This window comes from Streptomyces sp. 7N604 (assembly GCF_052245475.1).
In the GTDB taxonomy this organism is placed as follows: domain Bacteria; phylum Actinomycetota; class Actinomycetes; order Streptomycetales; family Streptomycetaceae; genus Streptomyces.
The window spans coordinates 17,368-37,513 of record NZ_JBQQBX010000032.1 but is presented as its reverse complement, the minus strand read 5'-3'; the positions used below and the strand labels follow the sequence as shown (position 1 = coordinate 37,513).

At 70.0% G+C, this 20,146-nt stretch carries 10 protein-coding genes and 1 tRNA gene; all 11 read right to left on the bottom strand.

What is annotated here, in order from left to right:
- Window positions 1–187 precede the first annotated feature (187 nt).
- The 11 genes from ACTWP8_RS30140 to ACTWP8_RS30090 all read right to left on the bottom strand — a co-directional run bounded on the left by ACTWP8_RS30140 (window position 188) and on the right by ACTWP8_RS30090 (window position 20,109).
- Complete coding sequence (locus ACTWP8_RS30140; RefSeq protein WP_443325249.1) at window positions 188–3,253, bottom strand: P-loop NTPase; 3,066 nt, start codon at window positions 3,251–3,253, stop codon at window positions 188–190.
- Window positions 3,254–3,578: 325 nt separating this feature from the next.
- Window positions 3,579–4,277, bottom strand: a complete 699-nt coding sequence (locus ACTWP8_RS30135) for a hypothetical protein (RefSeq protein ID WP_443325248.1) — start codon at window positions 4,275–4,277, stop codon at window positions 3,579–3,581.
- 634 nt (window positions 4,278–4,911) lie between these two features.
- Window positions 4,912–4,985, bottom strand: a tRNA-Thr gene (locus ACTWP8_RS30130).
- 145 nt (window positions 4,986–5,130) lie between these two features.
- Window positions 5,131–6,729, bottom strand: a complete 1,599-nt coding sequence (locus ACTWP8_RS30125) for an alpha/beta hydrolase (protein WP_443325247.1) — start codon at window positions 6,727–6,729, stop codon at window positions 5,131–5,133.
- Window positions 6,730–6,929: 200 nt separating this feature from the next.
- Window positions 6,930–8,189, bottom strand: a complete 1,260-nt coding sequence (locus ACTWP8_RS30120; RefSeq protein ID WP_443325292.1) for a DNA polymerase III subunit delta' — start codon at window positions 8,187–8,189, stop codon at window positions 6,930–6,932.
- Between the two features lie 191 nt (window positions 8,190–8,380).
- The gene (tmk, locus tag ACTWP8_RS30115; RefSeq protein ID WP_443325246.1) at window positions 8,381–11,632 is read right to left on the bottom strand and encodes a dTMP kinase; all 3,252 of its coding nucleotides are present in this window, start codon (window positions 11,630–11,632) and stop codon (window positions 8,381–8,383) included.
- A 153-nt stretch (window positions 11,633–11,785) separates the two neighbouring features.
- Window positions 11,786–14,668, bottom strand: a complete 2,883-nt coding sequence (gene topA, locus ACTWP8_RS30110) for a type I DNA topoisomerase (RefSeq protein ID WP_443325245.1) — start codon at window positions 14,666–14,668, stop codon at window positions 11,786–11,788.
- A 229-nt stretch (window positions 14,669–14,897) separates the two neighbouring features.
- Complete coding sequence (locus tag ACTWP8_RS30105) at window positions 14,898–15,095, bottom strand: hypothetical protein (protein WP_443325244.1); 198 nt, start codon at window positions 15,093–15,095, stop codon at window positions 14,898–14,900.
- A 193-nt stretch (window positions 15,096–15,288) separates the two neighbouring features.
- Window positions 15,289–16,845: a DUF7059 domain-containing protein gene (locus ACTWP8_RS30100; protein ID WP_443325243.1), complete on the bottom strand. Its 1,557-nt coding sequence runs from the start codon at window positions 16,843–16,845 to the stop codon at window positions 15,289–15,291.
- Window positions 16,846–17,002: 157 nt separating this feature from the next.
- Window positions 17,003–17,563 (bottom strand): small secreted protein, encoded by a 561-nt coding sequence (locus tag ACTWP8_RS30095; RefSeq protein ID WP_443325242.1) that lies wholly within the window; start codon window positions 17,561–17,563, stop codon window positions 17,003–17,005.
- Between the two features lie 137 nt (window positions 17,564–17,700).
- A complete protein-coding gene (locus ACTWP8_RS30090) occupies window positions 17,701–20,109 on the bottom strand; it encodes a sodium-translocating pyrophosphatase (RefSeq protein ID WP_443325241.1) in 2,409 nt (802 codons plus the stop codon).
- Between the last annotated feature and the right edge of the window lie 37 nt (window positions 20,110–20,146).

The window sequence follows — 20,146 nt, the reverse complement described above, 5'->3', positions numbered from 1 at the left end:
CTGAACTCCACAAATTCCTACACGTCGCGTTCGGCCGCTGCCAGCCAGTCATCCCGCACACCGCGGTTGCTATCAGCCTGGCGTACCCAGAGGCCTGCAGCACCTCGGGGTGGGTTTGCGAGATACTTCGCGAATGCCCGATCGGACAGCCCTTGGACTCGCTGAGTAGCCCTGAATTATTGTCGCCTCATAGAGGGATGCCGGGGCCTTTCGGCTGCAGCTTCTTCAGTGCAGGCTCGTATGTAGCTGCAATATCCATGAATTGGTGGTTGTCGCGGCAGAACCTCCTGCCTTCCGAAACGACTTCGAGGATCAGCGTCTTCATGTCCAGAAAGACCTGAGCGCCGAGCGTCGAAGTGCAAGCCTGCAACCACTTGGTACCCTCCCGGGCCAAGATGGCGTAGCTGTGGGGCGCGCTCGCCCCCCGTTGCTTGGTCACGGCGTGGAGGTCGTGAACAGCATCAATCGCGGCAGCTTCCAGGCCGGGCTTCTTCGGTGCCTCGGTTGCCGATCGCAGATGGACCGCACTGCTGGTAGTACGTACCAGGGGATCCTGCTCGCCCCCGTCGCACCCCTTGGCCGTCTCCAGATGGTTTCGAGCGATTCTTAGATGGCCGTGCTCCAACTCAAACGAGCCTCGCTGCAGCCAGTAGTGGCGGTCGTCCTGCAGAGAGTCGTGAGCAGCATCGTAGATTGCCCGTACGGTTTCGACAGGGAGTTTGAGGTCGCGCATCAGAGTGTGGCTGAGCAGCTTGATCATGGCTCTGCGGAGAGGATGGTCGTTGTCCTGAATGTTCCGCGCGCGGGCCGCGTAGAACACCAGGAGATGGCGGGCCACGCTCGCCAGTTGGTCCTGATTGGCTCTGAGAACTGAGTCGACCACACTGTCAGCGATGACGCGCTGGCGGCAGCGGAGCCGACCGTCGAGGCCCCGCACCAGCATGCCCATGCGGAGCAGTTGAGAGACGTCGTCTCGCTGCCGACGGGTCGGCGCGGCTGGTGAGGCGACGATCAGCAAGAGATCCTCTTCGTCGATGCCTCGCTGCTTGTAGACGAGGGCTGACTCGAAGAGGCAAACGACCGCATACGCGGCTCGCTGCCCTCCGTCGAGTTGCTGGAACTCGCTCTGGATCTTGGCCTCGAATTGTTCCCCGGTGACCACTTGGATCATCGCGGCCAGCAGGCTCTGTTCGCAGATCTGGCGCAGCATGTTGATGCGCTGTTGGGGCAACCTGTACTGTTTCAGGATTCCTAGGAGACCATTTTTCTTGAGTACTTTGACGATGTTCTTGAGGTCATTGTCATTCAGTGGGGTGTCGGAACTTACGACGTTGGGCGTGAAAGTAGCATCGAGCACAAAGGCGCGAGTCGTGCGGATCGCCGCGACGACCAGGTTTTGCCCCCCATTGCTAAGATTCTTCAGCATTGATGCCGCTTGGCTGCCGAAGATGTCGACATCATCGACGAAGACGGCATTTACTTTCTGTTCCAGAGCCTGGATCTCGATGTCCCGGCGGGAGAGCGATGCGTTGCGGTCCACCCACCCGACGTTCTTGCCCATTTTGTGCAGTCGATAGGCGTACTGCATCAAGGCTGTGGTTTTGCCCGACCCTGCGCTGCCTTTGAGTAGAACGATCGGGGCACGGCCGCCCGAGCCTGGCCGCGCGGCTTTTTCCATGGCCTCCACCATGGATAGATCGGCGGCCACCTTGTCGATGATGTCGCCCCACGCTGGATCCCGACCTTCGAGGAAGTCACGGCTTCCCTTCGACGCCTCACCCACCAATGCGGTAACCCGAGCAACGCCCGTGCCCTTACGCTCGCCTGCGTACGACTGCGAGAGCAGCCGCTTGCCCTCGATGAGGCTCTGGTGGCCGGATCGCAGACGCTGGATCGAGAAAGCGAATGGGGTCTGCCGGATATGACTGAGCGCGGCCCGCCGCAACCGGGCCCGATCGGCCAGGGTGCCTCCGGGCGTGACGATGAAGCCAGGAAATTCCTCAGCTCCTGACAACCTGCCGGTCAAAGCGAGCGTTCCCCACAGAACTGCGCTACCAGGCGACAGTGCCATGAACAGCGTAGGTCGGACGAGGACTTCGGCTTGGAACTGCCGGAACCACAAGCTGCGAGGGTCGGTGCCGTTCATGGGCACGTATCCGAAGTCGACAGCCTCGGGTGTGTTGCCGACCATCCCGTTCATGGGGACGACCTCGATGACATTCTTCTTGATTCCCGGTCCGTCCTGCCCGACATTGACCAGAGAGACAGATTCGGCCAGCTTCGGGTCGCTGGCGAGCGCAATGGCGAAGGTGTCAGAGCCTGTGAAGTCGTAGATACGCCACCAGGGGGATAGCAGCAGCTGGTGTCCGGCCTGCGGGAAGGTGTCCGGGGAACAGCGCAGCGCCTGGAGATGCTGTTGGAGTTGGTGCGGTGTCAGTTCCTCACGAACAGCGGCCCAGGTCTCCTGCAAAGCTGGGACTGGGTGAGGAACCGCGCCGAACGCAGCTTGAGCCAACCGCTGATTCAACTCGTCCGAGTTGATGGGACCGCCGTCGGCTTCCGGGCCAGAGACCAGCACGAGCACCATCCGCCCTGTGGCGGCCTGTTGGTAGAAGGCTTCGAGAAGTGCTTCCTCGTCGTAGCTCTCTTCGGGAGGAAGGGGCGCGGTGGCCGGTGCGGAAGCTGCTCCGGGCACGGGGTAGCCCGGGCCCTGCAGGGCGAGTTTGTGACCAGTCCCAGCATCGGTCACCTCGATAGGCGTGTCGCGCGCGATGTCCACGCTCAGCAACTGGTGCACACAGGCCGTGCCGCGGGGCAGCACGCTCCAGGGGCCGTCTGCCTCTCCAGACCCGGCGAGGGGCAACACCGGCGATCGCAGTCCGGACAGGTCGGGCAAGCTGCCCGTACGGCCAGCAAGCAGAAGCGTCAGGTTGTTGTTCTCGGCCCAGTCTTCGAACTCTTCACCTACGGCGGTTTTTAGTTGTTCCTCAGAGCAGCCCGCTAGCCCAGCGTTGGCATCAGCGGAGACCATCCTGAAGACGGTGTTGACGGTGACCAAGCCGATGGATTGGCCAGCCACCTCCCACCTCAGTGCACCCTCGCCAGGCAGCAGCCCCGCATGTCTGCCAGGGATGACGTGGTAGATCTTCCTGTGCCACTCCTCGAAGTCTTGGAAAACCTCGGATTCAAGGGGGCGTACGACGTCGTCAGTGAGCTCTCCGCGCCATAGCGCGGAGCCGAGCTGCTCCCACATACCCGTAAGGACTCTGGCCAGCAAGCGTCCTTCGGGGACAATTCGACGATCTCCCAGGCCTGGCGCAGCGAGGACTATCGGTAGCACCCCGCTGGGACCTTGGTTGAGGCAGTCGAGAAGGAGCGAGTCGATGAATTCTCTCGACGCGGGATACCCGCAGTCCGGAAATCCACCAGCAGTACCCAGCACGAACAGTCCGTCGAGTGGGCGCCTTGCGCTGTGAAGGCGGGCCAGATCGGCGGACGCCGCAGCCCGTGCTCGTTCGCGCTCCCCAGCGTCCTGGGGCAGCGGCCCAATGCATAGGAAGTGAGCGGTCACCTTTGAATTAGGCACTTTGCCACCTCACCGCTTTGACGGCGGAACGTGGAATTTGCAGGACCCCTCTCCTGTCTCCGCACATGTTGTTTGAAAATTCTACCTCGACGAACGGAGTGTTCAGAGAGTCCTTGGCCACCCTTCCCTTGACAGGGTCCATCTTCTCACCGCACAGCGCCGTAAATACTTCCCTGTACGAAGGCTCCAGCACAACCGTGCCAAGCGCGGTTTCCTTTTCCGGTCCTATAAGAACCCCGAGGGCAAAGGTGAGGACGCTCATAGCGACAGCGGCCGTCGCAACCCAGTTCGCATGCCCTTGTCTCTTGTCGATCTTCTCGGCCTCATGATTGGCCTTCTCGAGGACGCTCCTGATCAGCGCCTCACGAGTCGCCACATAGTCGGGGCCAGGAAGGTCCATGACGGGGAAGGCAACGGCACGCATGTAGAGCAGCGCCGCCAGTAGCCACAGCCCAACAGTGGCGATCGCGACAATCTGGATCAGCTTGCCTCGGTCCGCCAAAGTGGTGACGGTCAGGGCCGCGATCAACCCTCCGGCGAACAAGGTAATAGTGGACTGAGCGGCTTGAGCTCGCACCCGCGCGTTGAAGCCTGACTGGACCCGCTGGGAGTAGTAGGCCTCGGTCACCGGCGCAATCACGGCGTCCAGGACGCGCTCGTAATCCTCGGAACCCGTCGGCTGCCCCGCCAACCTCGCCTCCACGTCTGGTTCTCGCGTTGAGCGTAACAACATCCGAGGTCGCTGGGGCGGATACCGTGCCGCCCGCACGGTGCCGGACCGGCAGTAGCGTCCCAGCCCCGCGTCGATGGGGCCACCTGGGCTCGCCGGCCCCGGCCTCGTGTCGCGTGAAGAACCCCTTCCTGATTGTCCATTGGGTTGAGCACTGGACGAAACGCGTTAAGGAAGCGCCTCTCACCACTCCAGTTCCGTCTGAACCGCCGCCCCGAATGGAACATTCATGCGAATCTGGGGCGCGGCAGGGGGAGCCCCCAAGCTATGGCCGGGCCGCACAGACGTCGGCTCACACGCCATATGCCGCTGTCACCTGCCTTCACTGCCACTGCGCCGCGAGCGCAACCGCAACCCGTGCCGACCTCTGCACGGCGCGCCCAACTCACCCAGGACCAAACCGTCGAGACCGCATATTGCTGTCACGGCGCGTGCGCACCAGGTTGATACCGGGCCTGTCTCAGTCTGTCGAAAAATCTAGGCATAGAGACTTTGTCAGGAAATGGCTGTTCCCAGGATGTTCCCAGCAGACACACAAAAGACCCTCCGCGATCTCTCACGGAGGGTCTTCAAGCCTCTGACCTGGGCTTCTCTGAGCCGCCTAGGGGAGTCGAACCCCTGACCTACGCATTACGAGTGCGTCGCTCTGGCCGACTGAGCTAAGGCGGCGAGCTGCGGATATGCCCCGTCGCGCAGTACGGGACCGGCAGCCGCAACGGCGCCAAGTCTACACAGTCACCGGCGGTGCCTCGCACCTCGGCCGGGGCGGCGCGGGCGTCCCGGACCGAGCCGCCGGAAATGCCCGCAAAGGCCACTACCTGCACCTCTTGCCGTCCTTGGGCGCCTTCCCCTCCAGCAGGTAGGTGTTGATCGTCGAGTCGATGCACTCACTGCCCCGCCCGTACGCCGTGTGCCCGTCGCCCTCGTATGTCAGGAGCGCGCCCGAGCCGAGCTGGCCGGCCAGGGCCTCGGCCCAGCGGTAGGGGGTCGCCGGGTCGCGGGTCGTGCCGACCACGACGATCGGGGGCGCGCCCTTCGCCTGGATGCGGTTCGGGCGGCCGGTCGCCTGCACCGGCCAGTACGTGCAGTTCATCGCGGCCCAGGCCAGGCCCGTACCGAAGACCGGCGAGGCCTGGCGGAACGACGGCAGCGCCTTGAGGACGTCGTCGGGGCCGCCGAAGGCCGCGGGGAGATCGAGGCAGTTGACGGCCGGGTTGGCGAACATCAGGTTCTCGTAGGAGCCGTCCGCGTCACGCTCGTAGTAGAGGTCGGCGAGCTTCAGCAGCCCCGCCCCGTCCCCGTCCATCGCCGACTGCAGGGCGCCCCGCAGCTCCGCCCACGCGCCCTCGTCGTACATCGCCGCGATCACGGCCGTCGTCGCCAGTGACTCGCCCAGCCGGCGGCTCTCGCCGGTCGGCACCGGGTCCGCGTCGAGCTTCTTGAAGAAGCCCTGGAGGCGACGGCCCGCGTCCCGCGCGCTCCCGCCGCCGAGGGGGCAGTCCTCGCGCTGCACGCAGTCCTCCGCGAAGGCGGTGAAGGCGGTCTCGAAGCCCGCGGTCTGGTCGCGGTTCATGGTCAGGGCGGGGAGCGAGGGGTCCATCGCGCCGTCCAGGACCAGGCGCCCCGCCCGGCGCGGGTAGAGCCCGGCGTACGTGGCGCCGAGGAAGGTGCCGTACGAGGCGCCGACGTACGTCAGCTTCTCGTCGCCCAGCACCGCGCGCAGCACGTCCATGTCGCGGGCGGCCTCAACCGTCGACACGTGGCCGAGGACCTCGCCGGACCGGTCCTGGCAGCCGGTCGCGAAGTCCTTGAAGGAGGCGACGAGTTGGTCGACCTCCTTCTGGTCGTCGGGCGTCTGGTCGACCTGGGTGAAGGCGTCCATCTGCGAGTCGGAGAGGCAGGTGACGGGCTCACTGCGGGCCACGCCGCGAGGGTCCACGGCAACGATGTCGTACCGGGCTCGGACCGGCTCCGGGTAGCCGATCCCGGCGTAACTCTGCAGGTAGCCGATCGCGGAACCGCCCGGCCCGCCCGGGTTCACCAGCAGGGAGCCGAGCCGCTTGCCGGGACCCGTCGCCGTCTTGCGGGATACGGCGAGCTTCACGTCCTCGCCCCCGCCCGGGCTCTCGTAGTCCATGGGCACCTTCAGGGTGGCGCACTCGAAGCCCTCGACACCGCACTCGCGCCAGCTCAGCTTCTGCTCGTAGTACGCCCGCAGACCTGCGGGTACGGCGTCGGGGAGCGGCTGCAGCACCTGCAGGGCGTCGGTCTTCTTCTGCGGCTGCCCGCTCTTCGCGGCCTTGGGGGACGCGGACGCGCTCGACGACGAACTTCCTGAGGAGCAGCCGGACATCAGCAGGCCCGCGACCGCGAGAACGGTCCCGGAGGTGCGGAGCAGACTACTGGTGTCCATGCGGCGATCCCTCAGTCAGTTCTTCGCGTCTTCACGCCTTCACGTGTTCGCGGCTTTACGCTTCGCGGCTTCATGTCGGGTGTTCGGAGAGTATCCGTCCGAACACTGTCCATGCGCGGTCCGCCGTTCTCATACGGGTGAGAGTCCGGGGCCGCCGTCCGCGGTTGCCCGTACGCGCCGGCCCCCGGAGTCCGTATGCGTCACCCTGCGCGCAGCGCCATCGTCATCGCCTCCACCGCCAGCAGCGGCGCCACATTGCTGTCCAGGGCCTCCCGGCACGCCAGCACCGCTTCTATGCGACGGAGGGTGCGCTCCGGGGTGGACGACTGCGCGACGCGCTGCACGGCGTCCTGCACCTCCGTGTTGGCCATCGCCACGGAGGAGCCGAGCTGGAGGGCGAGGACGTCCCGGTAGAAGCCGGTGAGATCGGTCAGGGCGAGGTCGAGGCTGTCGCGCTGGGTGCGGGTGGCGCGCCGCTTCTGGCGGTCCTGCAGGTCCTTCATCACGCCCGCGGTACCGCGGGGCAGGCGGCCGCCGGTGCCGGACGCGGCGCCCAGCGCCGCGCGCAGCTCCTCCGTCTCCTTCGCGTCGACCTCCTCCGCCACCTGCTTTGCGTCCTCGGCCGCCGCATCGACGAGCTCCTGCGCGGCCTTGAGGCAGCCGCCCACGTCATCGATCCGGAGCGGGAGCTTCAGTACGGCGGCGCGGCGGGCCCTGGCCCGCTCGTCGGTGGCGAGCCGCCGGGCACGCCCGATGTGTCCCTGGGTCGCGCGCGCCACGGCCGCGGCGACGGCGGGCTCGATGCCGTCCCGCCGCATCAGCACGTCCGCGACGGCGTCCACCGGCGGCGTACGGAGGATGAGGTGGCGGCAGCGCGACCGGATCGTCGGCAGCACGTCCTCCAGCGACGGCGCGCAGAGCAGCCATACGGTGCGGGGCGCGGGCTCCTCGACCGCCTTCAGCAGGACGTTGGCCGCGCCCTCCGTGAGGCGGTCGGAGTCCTCCAGGACGATCACCTGCCAGCGGCCGTTCGCCGGCGAGAGCTGGGCGCGGCGGACCAGTTCGCGGGTCTCCTTCACGCCGATGGAGAGCAGGTCGGTCCTGACCACCTCGACGTCGGCGTGGGTGCCGGAGAGGGCGGTGTGGCAGCCGTCGCAGAAGCCGCAGCCGGGGGCTCCGCCGAGGGCCCGGTCGGGGCTGACGCACTGCAGCGCGGCGGCGAACGCGCGCGCCGCCGTCGACCGGCCGGAGCCGGGCGGCCCGGTGAACAGCCAGGCGTGAGTCATCTTCGATGACCCACGCGCCTCGTCGGAGGCTTCCGGGGGCGCGGGCGTGAGGTCGAGCGCGGTCCGGCTCCCGGCCTCGGCCCCTGCGGTGACGATCGCGTCGGCATCGCGCGCGGCGGCCACGAGCTGCTCCGTCACCCGCTCCTGCCCGACGAGGTCGTCCCACACCGTCATAAGCCCCTGCCCGCCTGCCTGACCGACTGCCGCCGCGCCCGTACGTCCTGCTGCCTCCTGCAGCTCCCCATTGTGGTCCACGGCACCGACACCCGACGCCGCCCACCCGAGGACGGCCCCCGGCCGGGGCAGGAGGGAGCGGTAGCGCCGCGGGCGGGCGCCTGCGCCTGCGAGGCCGCCGTCAGCGAGTGTCAGCGGCGCCGGTGGTGGCGGCCGTTGTCGTCCTCGTCTTCACGGGGGCCCAGGAGTTCGTCGGCCAGAGACGGGAGGTCGTCCAGCGGGGTCTCCTCGGCCCAGTCCGGGCGGGAGCGGCGCGGGCGGTCCGCGGCTGACGGGTCGACCTGCGGCATCTCGCGCGTGCGCTCGGTCTCCCGGTGCGCCGCGGGCTCCGGCTCTCCGTCCTCCGGACGGAACAGCCACGGCGGCACCCGGTCCGCCGGGTCCGCGGGACGCCCCTCAGGGCGCGGCTGCCCCCCCGCCGCGGGCCCCTCGGGCGGTACGGGCGGGAGGACCGCCGTCTCGTCCGCGGATCCCGCAACCGGCGGCTGCGGCAGGACCGTAGTCTCCTCGGCGTCAGGACCCGCTCCCTCCGGGCCGCCGGGACCCTCGGGCCGCACCGGCCGCAGCACCGCCGTCTCGTCCGAGGCAGCGCCTTGAGGTTCCTGAGGACCGTGCTGGTCCACCCGCGGGGTCGGCACCGTCTGCGTCGCCTCGGAGTCCGGATCCGACCCCGCATCGGCACCCGCACCAGGTGCCGGGCCTCCGCCACGGCGGTCCGTACCGGGCCGGTCCGCAGTGCCACGGTCCGTACCCGCGACCGGCGTCTCCACCGTCGGTGCCTCGTCCGGGGCCCGCGGCGCGTCCTGAGCCGCGGCCGCCTCCGCCGCGACCCGCGCCTCCTCCGCCCGCAGCAGCGCCTCCTCCGCCTTGCGCTGCTTCTCCAGGCGGCGCGCCTCGGCCTCGGCCCGCAGCCGTGCCTCCTCCTCGGCCTGGCGCCGCAGCCGCTCCTGCTCGGCGGCGCGCGCCCGCTCCTCCGCCTCGCGACGCTTGCGCTCTTCCTCCGCGAGGCGGCGGGCCTCCTCGGCCCGCAGCCGGGCCTCCTCCGCCTGGCGCTCGGCCTCGCGGCGCCGCGCCTCCTCCGCCTCGACGCGCTTGCGCTCCTCTTCCTCGGCGCGCAGCCGGGCGAGCTGCTCCTGCCGCTCGCGCTCGAGCCGCTCCTCCTCGGCCTTCCGCGCAGCCTCCTCCGCCTCGCGCCGCTTGCGCTCCTCCTCGGCGGCCTTACGGGCCTCCTCGCGCGCCTGGATCTCGGCCTCGGACAGCGGCAGCATCTGGTCGAGCCGGTGCCGTACAACGGTGGTGACGGCCTCCGCGTCCTGCCCCGCGTCGACCACCAGATAGCGCGCCGGGTCGGCCGCGGCCAGCGTCAGGAACCCGGCGCGCACGCGCGCGTGGAACTCGGGCGGCTCGGACTCCAGCCGGTCGGGGGCCTCGGTGAAGCGCTCCCGCGCCGTCTCCGGCGAGATGTCGAGCAGCACCGTCAGATGCGGCACCAGGCCGTCCGTCGCCCACCGCGAGATACGGGCGATCTCGGTCGGCGACAGGTCGCGGCCCGCGCCCTGGTAGGCGACGGAGGAGTCGATGTAGCGGTCGGAGATGACGACGGCACCGCGCGCGAGGGCGGGGCGTACGACCGTGTCCACGTGCTCGGCGCGGTCCGCCGCGTACAGCAGGGCCTCCGCGCGGTGCGAGATCCCGGCGCTCGAGACGTCCAGCAGGATGGCGCGCAGCCGCTTGCCGATCGCGGTCGCTCCCGGCTCGCGCGTGACGACCACCTCGTGGCCCTTGGCCCGGATCCACTCCGCGAGCGCCTCGACCTGGGTGGACTTCCCGGCCCCGTCACCGCCTTCCACCGCGATGAAGAAGCCGGTGGCGGCCGGTGCCTGAACGGGCTCGCCGCCGCGCAGCGCGTCCCGCAGGTCCCGGCGCAGCGGCACGCCAGACCGGTCGTCCGTCTTGCCGAGCACGAGCGCAGCCACGGGCAGCAGCAGCGCGCCGACCAGCATCAGCGTGAAGGCGGCGCCGCCGTGCGCGAAGACGAAGTCGTCGTTCGCGAGCCGGTGCGGGCCGATCGCGGCGGCCAGCAGCGGCGCCGCGACCGCGCCGAGCCCGACGAAGACGCGTACGACAGCGTGCAGGTGCTCGGTCGTACGGGCCCGCCGGTGCTCCTCGGACTCCTGGTCGAGCAGCGTGTGCCCGGTGTTGGCGGCGACACCGGCCGCCGCGCCCGCGAGCAGCGTGAGCAGCAGCACGGTCGTCGCGTCCGGCACCAGACCGGCGGCGAGCAGAGCGAGGCCGGTGACGGCGGTCGCGAGCGCGAGCAGCCGGCGCCGGGAGAGCGCGGGCAGCACGCGCGGCGCGAGCCGGATTCCGGTCACCGTGCCGCCGGTCAGCCCGAAGGCGAGCAGTGCGAAGCCGACCGGGCCGCCGCCGAGGTCCGCGGCGTGCAGCGCTGCCACGGCGACGGCGGACGCGATGGCACCGGCGACGGCGGCGCAGGCCAGGACGAGCAGCGGGATCGCACCCGTACGGCCCTTGTCGGCCTTGGAACCGGACTTGGGGCGGCGCAGGCCCTCCAGCGGGGAGCGCGGGCGGGGCGTCTGCGCGCCGGGCAGCTCGAGGAAGTAGAGGACGGACACGGACGCGGCGAAGAGCCCGGACGCGACGTATGAGCCGAGGGCCGCCTGGTGCTGGTCGAACCAGTCGATCCCGGCGCCGAGCAGATTCCCGAACAGCGTGACCACGACCAGCCCGGCGGCGGCGATGGGCAGCGCCACGTAGCCCGTACGGAGCCAGAGGCGGCGCAGTGCGTCGACGTTGTCGGGCAGCGGCCTTATGGCGGCACCTTCGGCGGGCGGCGCGGGCAGCAGAGCGGGGGCCGCGCCCTCCTTGGCGACCGTCCAGAAGCGCTCGGCGACACCGGCGACGAAGACGGTGATGAGCAGCAGGGAGAGGGCGTTGTCGGGGGTCCAGTCGATCCACAGGGGCGCCACGATGAGGAGCGCGATCCGCACCCCGTCCGCGCTGATCATGGTCCAGCGCCGGTCGAGTGGGCCTCGGTCCGCGGTGAGCGAGGAGAGCGGCCCGAGGAGTGCCGCCCCGAAGAGGACCGTCGCGACGAGGCGTGCCCCGAACACCGCCGCGACCGCGAAGGCCGCACCGCGATAGCCGCCTCCGAAGGAGCCCTCCAACACGGCCGCCTGGAGCGACAGCAGGAGGAGCACCAGCAGAGCGAGGGCGTCTCCGATGCCACCGACGAGCTGGGCGCTCCACAGCCGCCGGAGCGGCGGGAAGCGCAGCAGGGCCCGTACGGCGCGCTCGCGTGAATCTGCGGCAAGGGCGTCGGATGTGGGGTTCACGACCGTTGGCTGCTCGGCTCGCGTCATCCCGTCAGCCTATCCGCAGTGGCCGAATCCCTGTCGGCCCGCCCCGAACAAGTGGGCGTACGGACCCGCCCCGCCGGCACAAGCGCGGCGGGCCCGCTCCCCAAGCTCCTTCAGGGTTCAGGCATCGGGGGACGTCAGGGGGCATCGAGGGGGTCAGGTGTCCTCGGCGGGCGCCTTCGCCGTGGCGGTCTTCTTCGCCGTCGTCTTGGCGGCAGCGGCGGTCGCCTTCGCGGCCGTCTTCTTGGCGGTGGTCTTCTTGGCCGCCGCCTTCTTGGCCGTGGTCGTCTTCTTGGCCGTGGTCGTCTTCTTCGCAGCGGCCTTCTTCGCCGGAGCCTTCTTGGCCGCCTTCTTCGCGGTCTTCTTGGCCGGGCCCTTGGCGCGCTTCTCCGCCAGCAGCTCGAACCCGCGCTCCGGCGTAATCGTCTCGACGTCGTCGTCCCGCCGCAGGGTCGCGTTGGTCTCGCCGTCCGTGACGTACGGGCCGAAGCGGCCGTCCTTCACGACGACGGGGCGCTCGCTGACCGGGTCGGTGCCCAGCTCCTTCAGCGGCGGCTTGGCCGCCGCGCGCCCGCGCTGCTTCGGCTGCGCGTAGATCGCCAGCGCCTCGTCGAGCTTGATCGTGAAGAGCTGCTCCTCGCTCTCCAGCGACCGCGAGTCCGTGCCCTTCTTCAGGTACGGGCCGTAGCGGCCGTTCTGGGCGGTGATCTCGGTGCCCGACTCGGGGTCGGCGCCGACGACGCGCGGCAGCGACATCAGCCGGAGCGCGTCCTCCAGCGTCACCGTTTCGAGGGACATGGACTTGAAGAGCGAGGCGGTACGCGGCTTGACGGCGTTCTTGCCGGTCTTCGGCGTGCCCTCGGGCAGGACCTCGGTGACATACGGACCGTAGCGGCCGTCCTTGGCCACGATGGCGCGGCCCGTCTCCGGGTCGGTGCCCAGCAGGCGCTCGCCGCTGGGCTTGGCGAGCAGCTCCTTGGCCAGCTCGACGGTCAGCTCGTCAGGCGGCAGGTCGTCCGGCACATCGGCGCGCTGCCCGGGCTCGCCCTCGGTCTCCGACGCCTTCTCGACGTACGGGCCGTACCGCCCGACGCGCAGCACGATGCCGTCGCCGACGGGGAAGGATGACACCTCGCGGGCGTCGATCGCGCCCAGGTCGGTGACCAGTTCCTTCAGACCGCCGAGGTGGTCGCCGTCGCCGTTCCCGGCCTCGGCGGCCGCGCCCGCGCCCGCCTCGTCCGAGCCGAAGTAGAAGCGGCGCAGCCACGGCACGGCCTGGGCCTCGCCGCGCGCGATGCGGTCGAGGTCGTCCTCCATCTTGGCCGTGAAGCCGTAGTCGACGAGCCGCCCGAAGTGCTTCTCGAGCAGGCCGACGACGGCGAAGGAGAGGAAGGAGGGCACGAGGGCGGTGCCCCTCTTGAAGACGTAGCCGCGGTCGAGGATGGTGCCGATGATCGACGCGTACGTCGACGGGCGGCCGATCTCCCGCTCCTCCAGCTCCTTCACGAGGCTGGCCTCGGTGTAGCGGGCCGGGGGCTTGGTGGCGTGGCCGTCGGCGGTGATCTCCTCGGACGTCAGCGGGTCGCCCTCGCCGACCTGCGGCAGGCGGCGCTCGCGGTCGTCGAGCTCGGCGTTCGGGTCGTCCGCGCCCTCCACGTAGGCCTTCATGAAGCCGTGGAAGGTGATGATCTTGCCGGAGGCGGAGAACTCGGCGTCCCGGCCGTCACTGGAGCGGCCGCCGACCTTCACGGTCACGGACTGGCCGACCGCGTCCTTCATCTGGGAGGCGACGGTCCGCTTCCAGATCAGCTCGTAGAGCCGGAACTGGTCGCCGGTCAGGCCCGTTTCGGCCGGGGTGCGGAAGCGATCGCCCGAGGGCCGGATCGCCTCGTGCGCCTCCTGCGCGTTCTTGACCTTGCCCGCGTAGATCCGCGGCTTGTCCGGGAGGTAGTCCGCACCGTAGAGCTGGGTGACCTGTGCGCGGGCCGCCGCCACCGCCGTGTCCGACAGCGTGGTGGAGTCCGTACGCATATAGGTGATGAAGCCGTTCTCGTACAGCTTCTGCGCGATCTGCATCGTCGCCTTCGCGCCGAAGCCGAGCTTGCGCGACGCCTCCTGCTGGAGGGTGGTTGTACGGAACGGGGCGTAGGGCGAGCGGCGGTACGGCTTGGACTCGACCGAGCGCACCGAGAAGGCGGTGTCCTGCAGCGCGTCGGCGAGCGCCCGCGCGGTGGCCTCGTCCAGGTGCAGAACCTGGGAGCCGTCCTTCAGCCGGCCGTTCGGGCCGAAGTCACGGCCCTGCGCGACGCGGCGGCCGTCGACGGTGCTCAGCCGGGCGGAGAAGGTGCCGGGGTCGGTCGCGTCGCCGGTGCGGCCGGTGGCGAAGGTGCCGGTCAGGTCCCAGTACTCGGCGGAGCGGAAGGCGATGCGCTCGCGCTCCCGCTCGACGACGAGCCGGGTCGCCACGGACTGGACGCGGCCGGCCGACAGCCGCGGCATGACCTTCTTCCACAGCACGGGCGAGACCTCGTAGCCGTAGAGCCGGTCGAGGATGCGGCGGGTCTCCTGGGCGTCGACGAGGCGCTGGTTGAGGTCGCGCGGGTTGTTCACGGCCTCCTGGATCGCGGCCTTGGTGATCTCGTGGAAGACCATCCGGCGGACCGGGACCTTGGGCTTGAGGACCTCCTGCAGATGCCAGGCGATGGCCTCGCCCTCGCGGTCCTCATCAGTGGCGAGGTAGAGCTCGTCGGACTCCGCCAGCAGCTCCTTGAGCTTGCTGACCTGGCTCTTCTTGTCGGCGTTGACGACGTAGATCGGCTGGAAGTCCTGATCCACATTGACGCCCAGGCGCGCCCAGGACTCGCCCTTGTACTTGGCGGGGACCTCGGCGGCGCCGTTGGGCAGGTCGCGGATGTGCCCGACGCTGGCCTCGACGACATAGCCCGGGCCGAGATAGCCCTTGATCGTCTTCGCCTTGGCGGGCGACTCGACGATGACGAGTCGGCGGCCGCCTGCTGCGGTATCGCTGGTCGGGGACAACTTCGCTCTTCTCTCCGGTCGACGCCTGGGTGGTCTCGGGGCACTGCGCTGACGATGCGGAGTGTGACGGTACCTCCCGGCCCCGTGTCAAACGGGAAAAGCCCGCAACGCCACTCGAACGGTAACCCGACAAGCGTCCCGTCTGCCGCCCGGACGGGCAGGCGGGACCCGTGCACTACGGGCACAGCGCACGAACAAACGCACGACAGTGCAGCTCGGAGGGGTGAAATCAGGCCAAGCTGAAGCACCAGATGCCGAGGGCCAGCGAGGCAAGACCGAAGAAAGCCGCGAGGGCGGCGGATGCGACAGGGCTCACGCCGTGGGCCACCGGCGCGCGCAACCTGGCGCGCGCCCCAGTCCACAGCAGCAGCCCGGTCCCGAACAGGGTGAATGCCGTTCCGGCGAACACCGCGGGTCCGCTCTCCATGGCTCACGCACTCCCTCGGGCCGCGAGACTGCCGGGTGACCGCTGGAGGATGGCACGCGCAGGCGGCGTACGAACGAACCGCGGGTGAACGCGGGGCATCTTCGGGTCTCCCGCCCGGGCGGCGTCCGGCGGCTCACAGGGCCGTTCCTGCGGCACCTCATCCGGCCGTTCCTGCGGCCGGGTCGGCGGCACCTCATCCGGCCGCGGCGGGCTCCGGGACCGGCTCCAGGAAGCCCTGTTCGACCAGCAGCCGGATCGACGCGGGCGTGCGGTCACGCAGCTGGACCGGGTCCTCACCGAGGAGCTGGGCGATGGCGTCGAGGATGCGGCCCGCGGCCAGCGTTCCGTCGCACACGCCCGCGAAGCCCGCTCCGACCGTGTCCACCTGCGTCGCCCGCCGCATCCCCCGGTTCTGCCGCAGCACCACATGCTCCGGGTCCTCCGCGCCCGGCAGTCCGACCTGCTCCTGCAGCACCTCGTCGGCCAGCCGGAAGCGGGCGGCGAGCAGCGCGGCGTCGTCCGTCCCGCGCAGGAAGTCCTGCCGCTCGAAGTGGGCCTGTACGGAGGCGCCGAGCGGCTGCTCGACCGGGTGCGGCCACTCCTCGGCGACCACGGACGGGCGGTCGGCGACCGACTTGCGGAGCGTGATCCAGCCGAATCCGACGGCCCTGGTCTTACGGGCCTCGAACTCGTCCAGCCAGGCGTCGTAGCGGGCCGCGTACTCGGCCGGATCGCCCCGGTGGTCGCCCGCGTCCCGCAGCCACAGCTCCGCGTACTGCGTCACGTCCTGCACCTCCCGCTGCACGATCCACGCGTCGCAGCCGGCCGGAACCCAGGACGCCAGCCGCTCCCGCCAGTCCTCGCCCTCGATGTGCTGCCAGTTGGCGAGCAGCTGGAGGTATCCGCCGTCGGTGAGGTGGCCCGCCGCCCTCTGGACGAGCGTCCGGCACAGGTCGTCGCCGCCCATCCCGCCGTCCCGGTATGTGAGACGCGGTCCCGGGGAGATGACGAACGGCGGATTGGAGACGATCAGGTCGAACGCCTCGTCCTCGCCGACCGGCTCGAACAGGGAGCCCTCGCGCAGGTCGGCCTGGGGCGCGCCGGAGAGGGCGAGGGTGAGCCTCGCGAAGCCCAGGGCGCGGGGGTTGACGTCGGTGGCGGTGACCTGAGTGGCGTGCTGGGCGGCGTGCAGCGCCTGGATGCCGGAGCCGGTTCCGAGGTCGAGCGCCCGGGCCACGGGCGTACGGATCGTGATGCCGGCCAGCGTCGTGGACGCGCCGCCGATGCCCAGCACGAGCTGCGAACGGTCCACCCCGGTCACACCGGTCACTTCGGTCACACCCGCACCGATGCCGCCTGCGCCGCCGACCGCGCAGCCGAGGTCGGAGACGATCCACCAGTCCTGGCCCTCGGGACCGCTGTACGGGCGTACGTCCACGCTCGCCCGCACCTCCTCGCCCTGCTGCACCAGCCAGCCGTCGGCCATGCAGTCCTCCACCGGCAGCGCCGCCCGCGCCTGCGCGTACGGGACCGCGGCCTGCAGCAGGAACAACCGGACCAGGGTCTCGAGCGGCGAATCGCCCCGTGTCGCGCGCAGCGCGGGGACGGTCTCGCTGCGGGCCAGCGCGGCGTACGCGGGCGCGCCGAGCAGGTCGAGCAGCCCGTCGGCGGTAAAGGCGGCTGCGTGCAGCGCGTCGCGCAGCCGGGAGGTGCGGCCGGCGTCGGGCGTGGGGAGGCTCTGCGTACTCACCGGATCATTGTCGGGCCTCGCGGACCGGGTGCGGGTACGCCGGGCCGGGTCACGGGTCCGCCGGGCCCGGGCAGCCGGGCCCGGACACGGGTTCGCCGGGCCGGAGGCGGGCCGTGGCCGCCGGGCCGGAGGCGGGCCGTGGTCGCCGGGGGGCCGGTCAGCTCGTGGTGGGCGTGGCGGCGCCGGGCCGCTGGCAGCCGGGCTGCTTGCTCATCGCCGCGCCGATCTCGCCGGACTGCAGCTTCTTGATCGCGTCGTCGCCGACCTTGTTGACCTCGTCGAGGTCCTCCGCGACGCCCTTGAGGCCCTCCGCGAACTTGGCCTGATCCTTGGTGTCCAGCCGATCGACGGACTTCTTCAGCTCCGCGTACGCCTTGGACGTGGCGTCGAGCTCCTTGACCGCGTCCGTCTGGATCTTCTCGCCGCCGTCGACCGGCGGGACGCCCGCGTTCTCCACGGAGTCGGACATCGCGGCGTACGCCCCGGAGATCTGCTGGAACGCGGCCGAATCCGCCTTCTTGATGTCCGCGGGCTTGCCGTCCGCCGCCGTGGAGGTGATCGACTTGTTGGCGTCGGTGATCTTCTTCAGCTGCGGCTGGACCTCGTCGCAGACCTTCTTGGCGTAGTCGTTGACCTCGTTGTCGTCATCGCCGCAGCCCGACAGCGCCATCAGCAATGCCGCGCCACCGGACAGTGCGGTCACGAGCTTCTTGTTCACCGAATCGGTCCCTTCCGTGGCCTACGGCCCCGGAACATACACGGCGGGGCGGGAGGTACGCCCCAGGCGCACCGCCCGCCCCGCCCGCCGAACGGCCCCGGGGCCGCCCGTAAAACAGCCGGAAAACCCCAGCTCAGCTAGGAGACCACCGCTGGATCACCAGCCGGATCGCTGGCCTCGTTCTCGGCCCTCCCGGAGTTGCCTTCGTCACTCATGGCGATGCCGCGCCGCTTCGAGACGTAGACCGCGCCGATGACGATCGCGATGGCGATCACGGCCACGACGACCCGGACACCGACGCTGGCGTCGTCTCCGTACGAGAACGTCACCACCGCCGGAGCGATCAGCAGCGCCACCAGGTTCATCACCTTGAGGAGCGGGTTGATCGCAGGGCCCGCGGTGTCCTTGAACGGGTCGCCAACGGTGTCGCCGATGACGGTCGCCGCGTGCGCCTCGCTGCCCTTGCCACCGTGGTGGCCGTCCTCGACCAGCTTCTTCGCGTTGTCCCAGGCGCCGCCCGAGTTGGCGAGGAAGACGGCCATCAGGACGCCGGTGCCGATCGCGCCCGCGAGGAAGGAGCCGAGGGCGCCGACGCCGAAGACGAAGCCGACGGCGATCGGGGACATGACGGCGAGCAGGCCGGGGGTGGCGAGCTCGCGCTGCGCGTCCTTGGTGCAGATGTCCACGACGCGGCCGTACTCCGGCTTCTCGGAGTAGTCCATGATCCCGGGGTGCTCGCGGAACTGCCGCCGGACCTCGTAGACGACCGAACCGGCCGACCGCGACACGGCGTTGATCGCCAGCCCCGAGAAGAGGAAGACGACCGAGGCGCCGAGGATGAGGCCGACGAGGTTGTTGGGCTGCGAGATGTCCAGGCTCAGGCCCAGCTCCCCGGCCTTGGCGTCCACGTCCGCGACCGCCGTGGCGATCGCGTCGCGGTACGAGCCGAACAGCGCGGCCGCGGCGAGGACGGCCGTGGCGATGGCGATGCCCTTGGTGATCGCCTTGGTGGTGTTGCCGACCGCGTCGAGGTCGGTGAGCACCTGCGCGCCCGAGCCCTTGACGTCGCCGGACATCTCGGCGATGCCCTGCGCGTTGTCGGAGACCGGGCCGAAGGTGTCCATCGCGACGATGACGCCGACGGTGGTCAGCAGACCGGTGCCGGCCAGCGCGACCGCGAACAGCGCCAGCATGATCGAGGTGCCGCCGAGCAGGAACGCGCCGTACACGCTGAGCCCGATCAGCACCGCCGAGTAGACGGCCGACTCCAGCCCGACGGAGATGCCGGACAGGATGACGGTCGCGGGCCCGGTCAGCGAGGTCTTGCCGATGTCCCGTACGGGACGCCGGGTCGTCTCGGTGAAGTAGCCCGTGAGCTGCTGGATCAGCGCGGCGAGAACGATGCCGATGGCGACCGCGACGAGCGCGAGCATCCGCGGGTCGCCGCTGTGCCCGGCGATGGCCGAGTCGGTGACCCCCTCCAGCTCCGCGTAGGAGGAGGGGAGGTAGATGAAGACGGCCGCGGCCACCAGCGCCAGGGAGATCACCGCGGAGATGAAGAAGCCGCGGTTGATCGCCGTCATGCCGCTGCGGTCGGCGCGCCGCGGGGCGACCGCGAAGATGCCGATCATCGCGGTGACCACGCCGATCGCCGGAACGATGAGCGGGAAGGCCAGGCCGGAGTCGCCGAAGGCGACCTTGCCGAGGATCAGCGCGGCGACGAGGGTCACGGCGTACGACTCGAACAGGTCGGCCGCCATGCCGGCGCAGTCGCCAACGTTGTCGCCCACGTTGTCCGCGATGGTCGCGGCGTTGCGCGGGTCGTCCTCGGGAATGCCCTGCTCGACCTTGCCGACCAGGTCGGCGCCGACGTCCGCGGCCTTGGTGAAGATGCCGCCGCCGACACGCATGAACATCGCGATCAGCGCCGCGCCGAGACCGAATCCCTCGAGCACCTTGGGCGCGTCTGCGGCGTAGACGAGTACGACGCAGGAGGCGCCCAGGAGGCCGAGGCCCACGGTGAACATGCCGACGACGCCGCCCGTGCGGAAAGCGATCTTCATGGCTTTGTGGGAGACCTCGGTGAGGTCCTTGGCCGGCTCGCCCTCGGCTGGTGTCGCTTCGCGGGCGGCCGCGGCGACGCGCACATTGCTGCGCACCGCCAGCCACATGCCGATGTAGCCGGTCGCCGCGGAGAATGCCGCGCCGATCAGGAAGAACGCGGATCGCCCTGCGCGCTGCGTCCAGTCGTCCGCCGGAAGCAGCATGAGCAGGAAGAACACCGCAACGGCGAAGACGCCGAGGGTGCGCAGCTGCCGGGCCAGATAGGCGTTGGCGCCCTCCTGCACGGCGGCGGCGATCTTTTTCATGCTGTCGGTACCCTCGCCTGCCGCGAGCACCTGGCGTACCAGCACCACGGCGACGGCGATCGCCGCGACCGCTACCACCGCGATGACCAGCACGATCGCGCGATTTTCACTGGTCAGTACGGCGGCTGCGAGCGATGAGGGGTGGTCCTGCTGAAGAGGGGTGAAGGGCCCCGCCATTCGTCCTCCTTGACGTTTGGCACATGGGCGCGCGCAG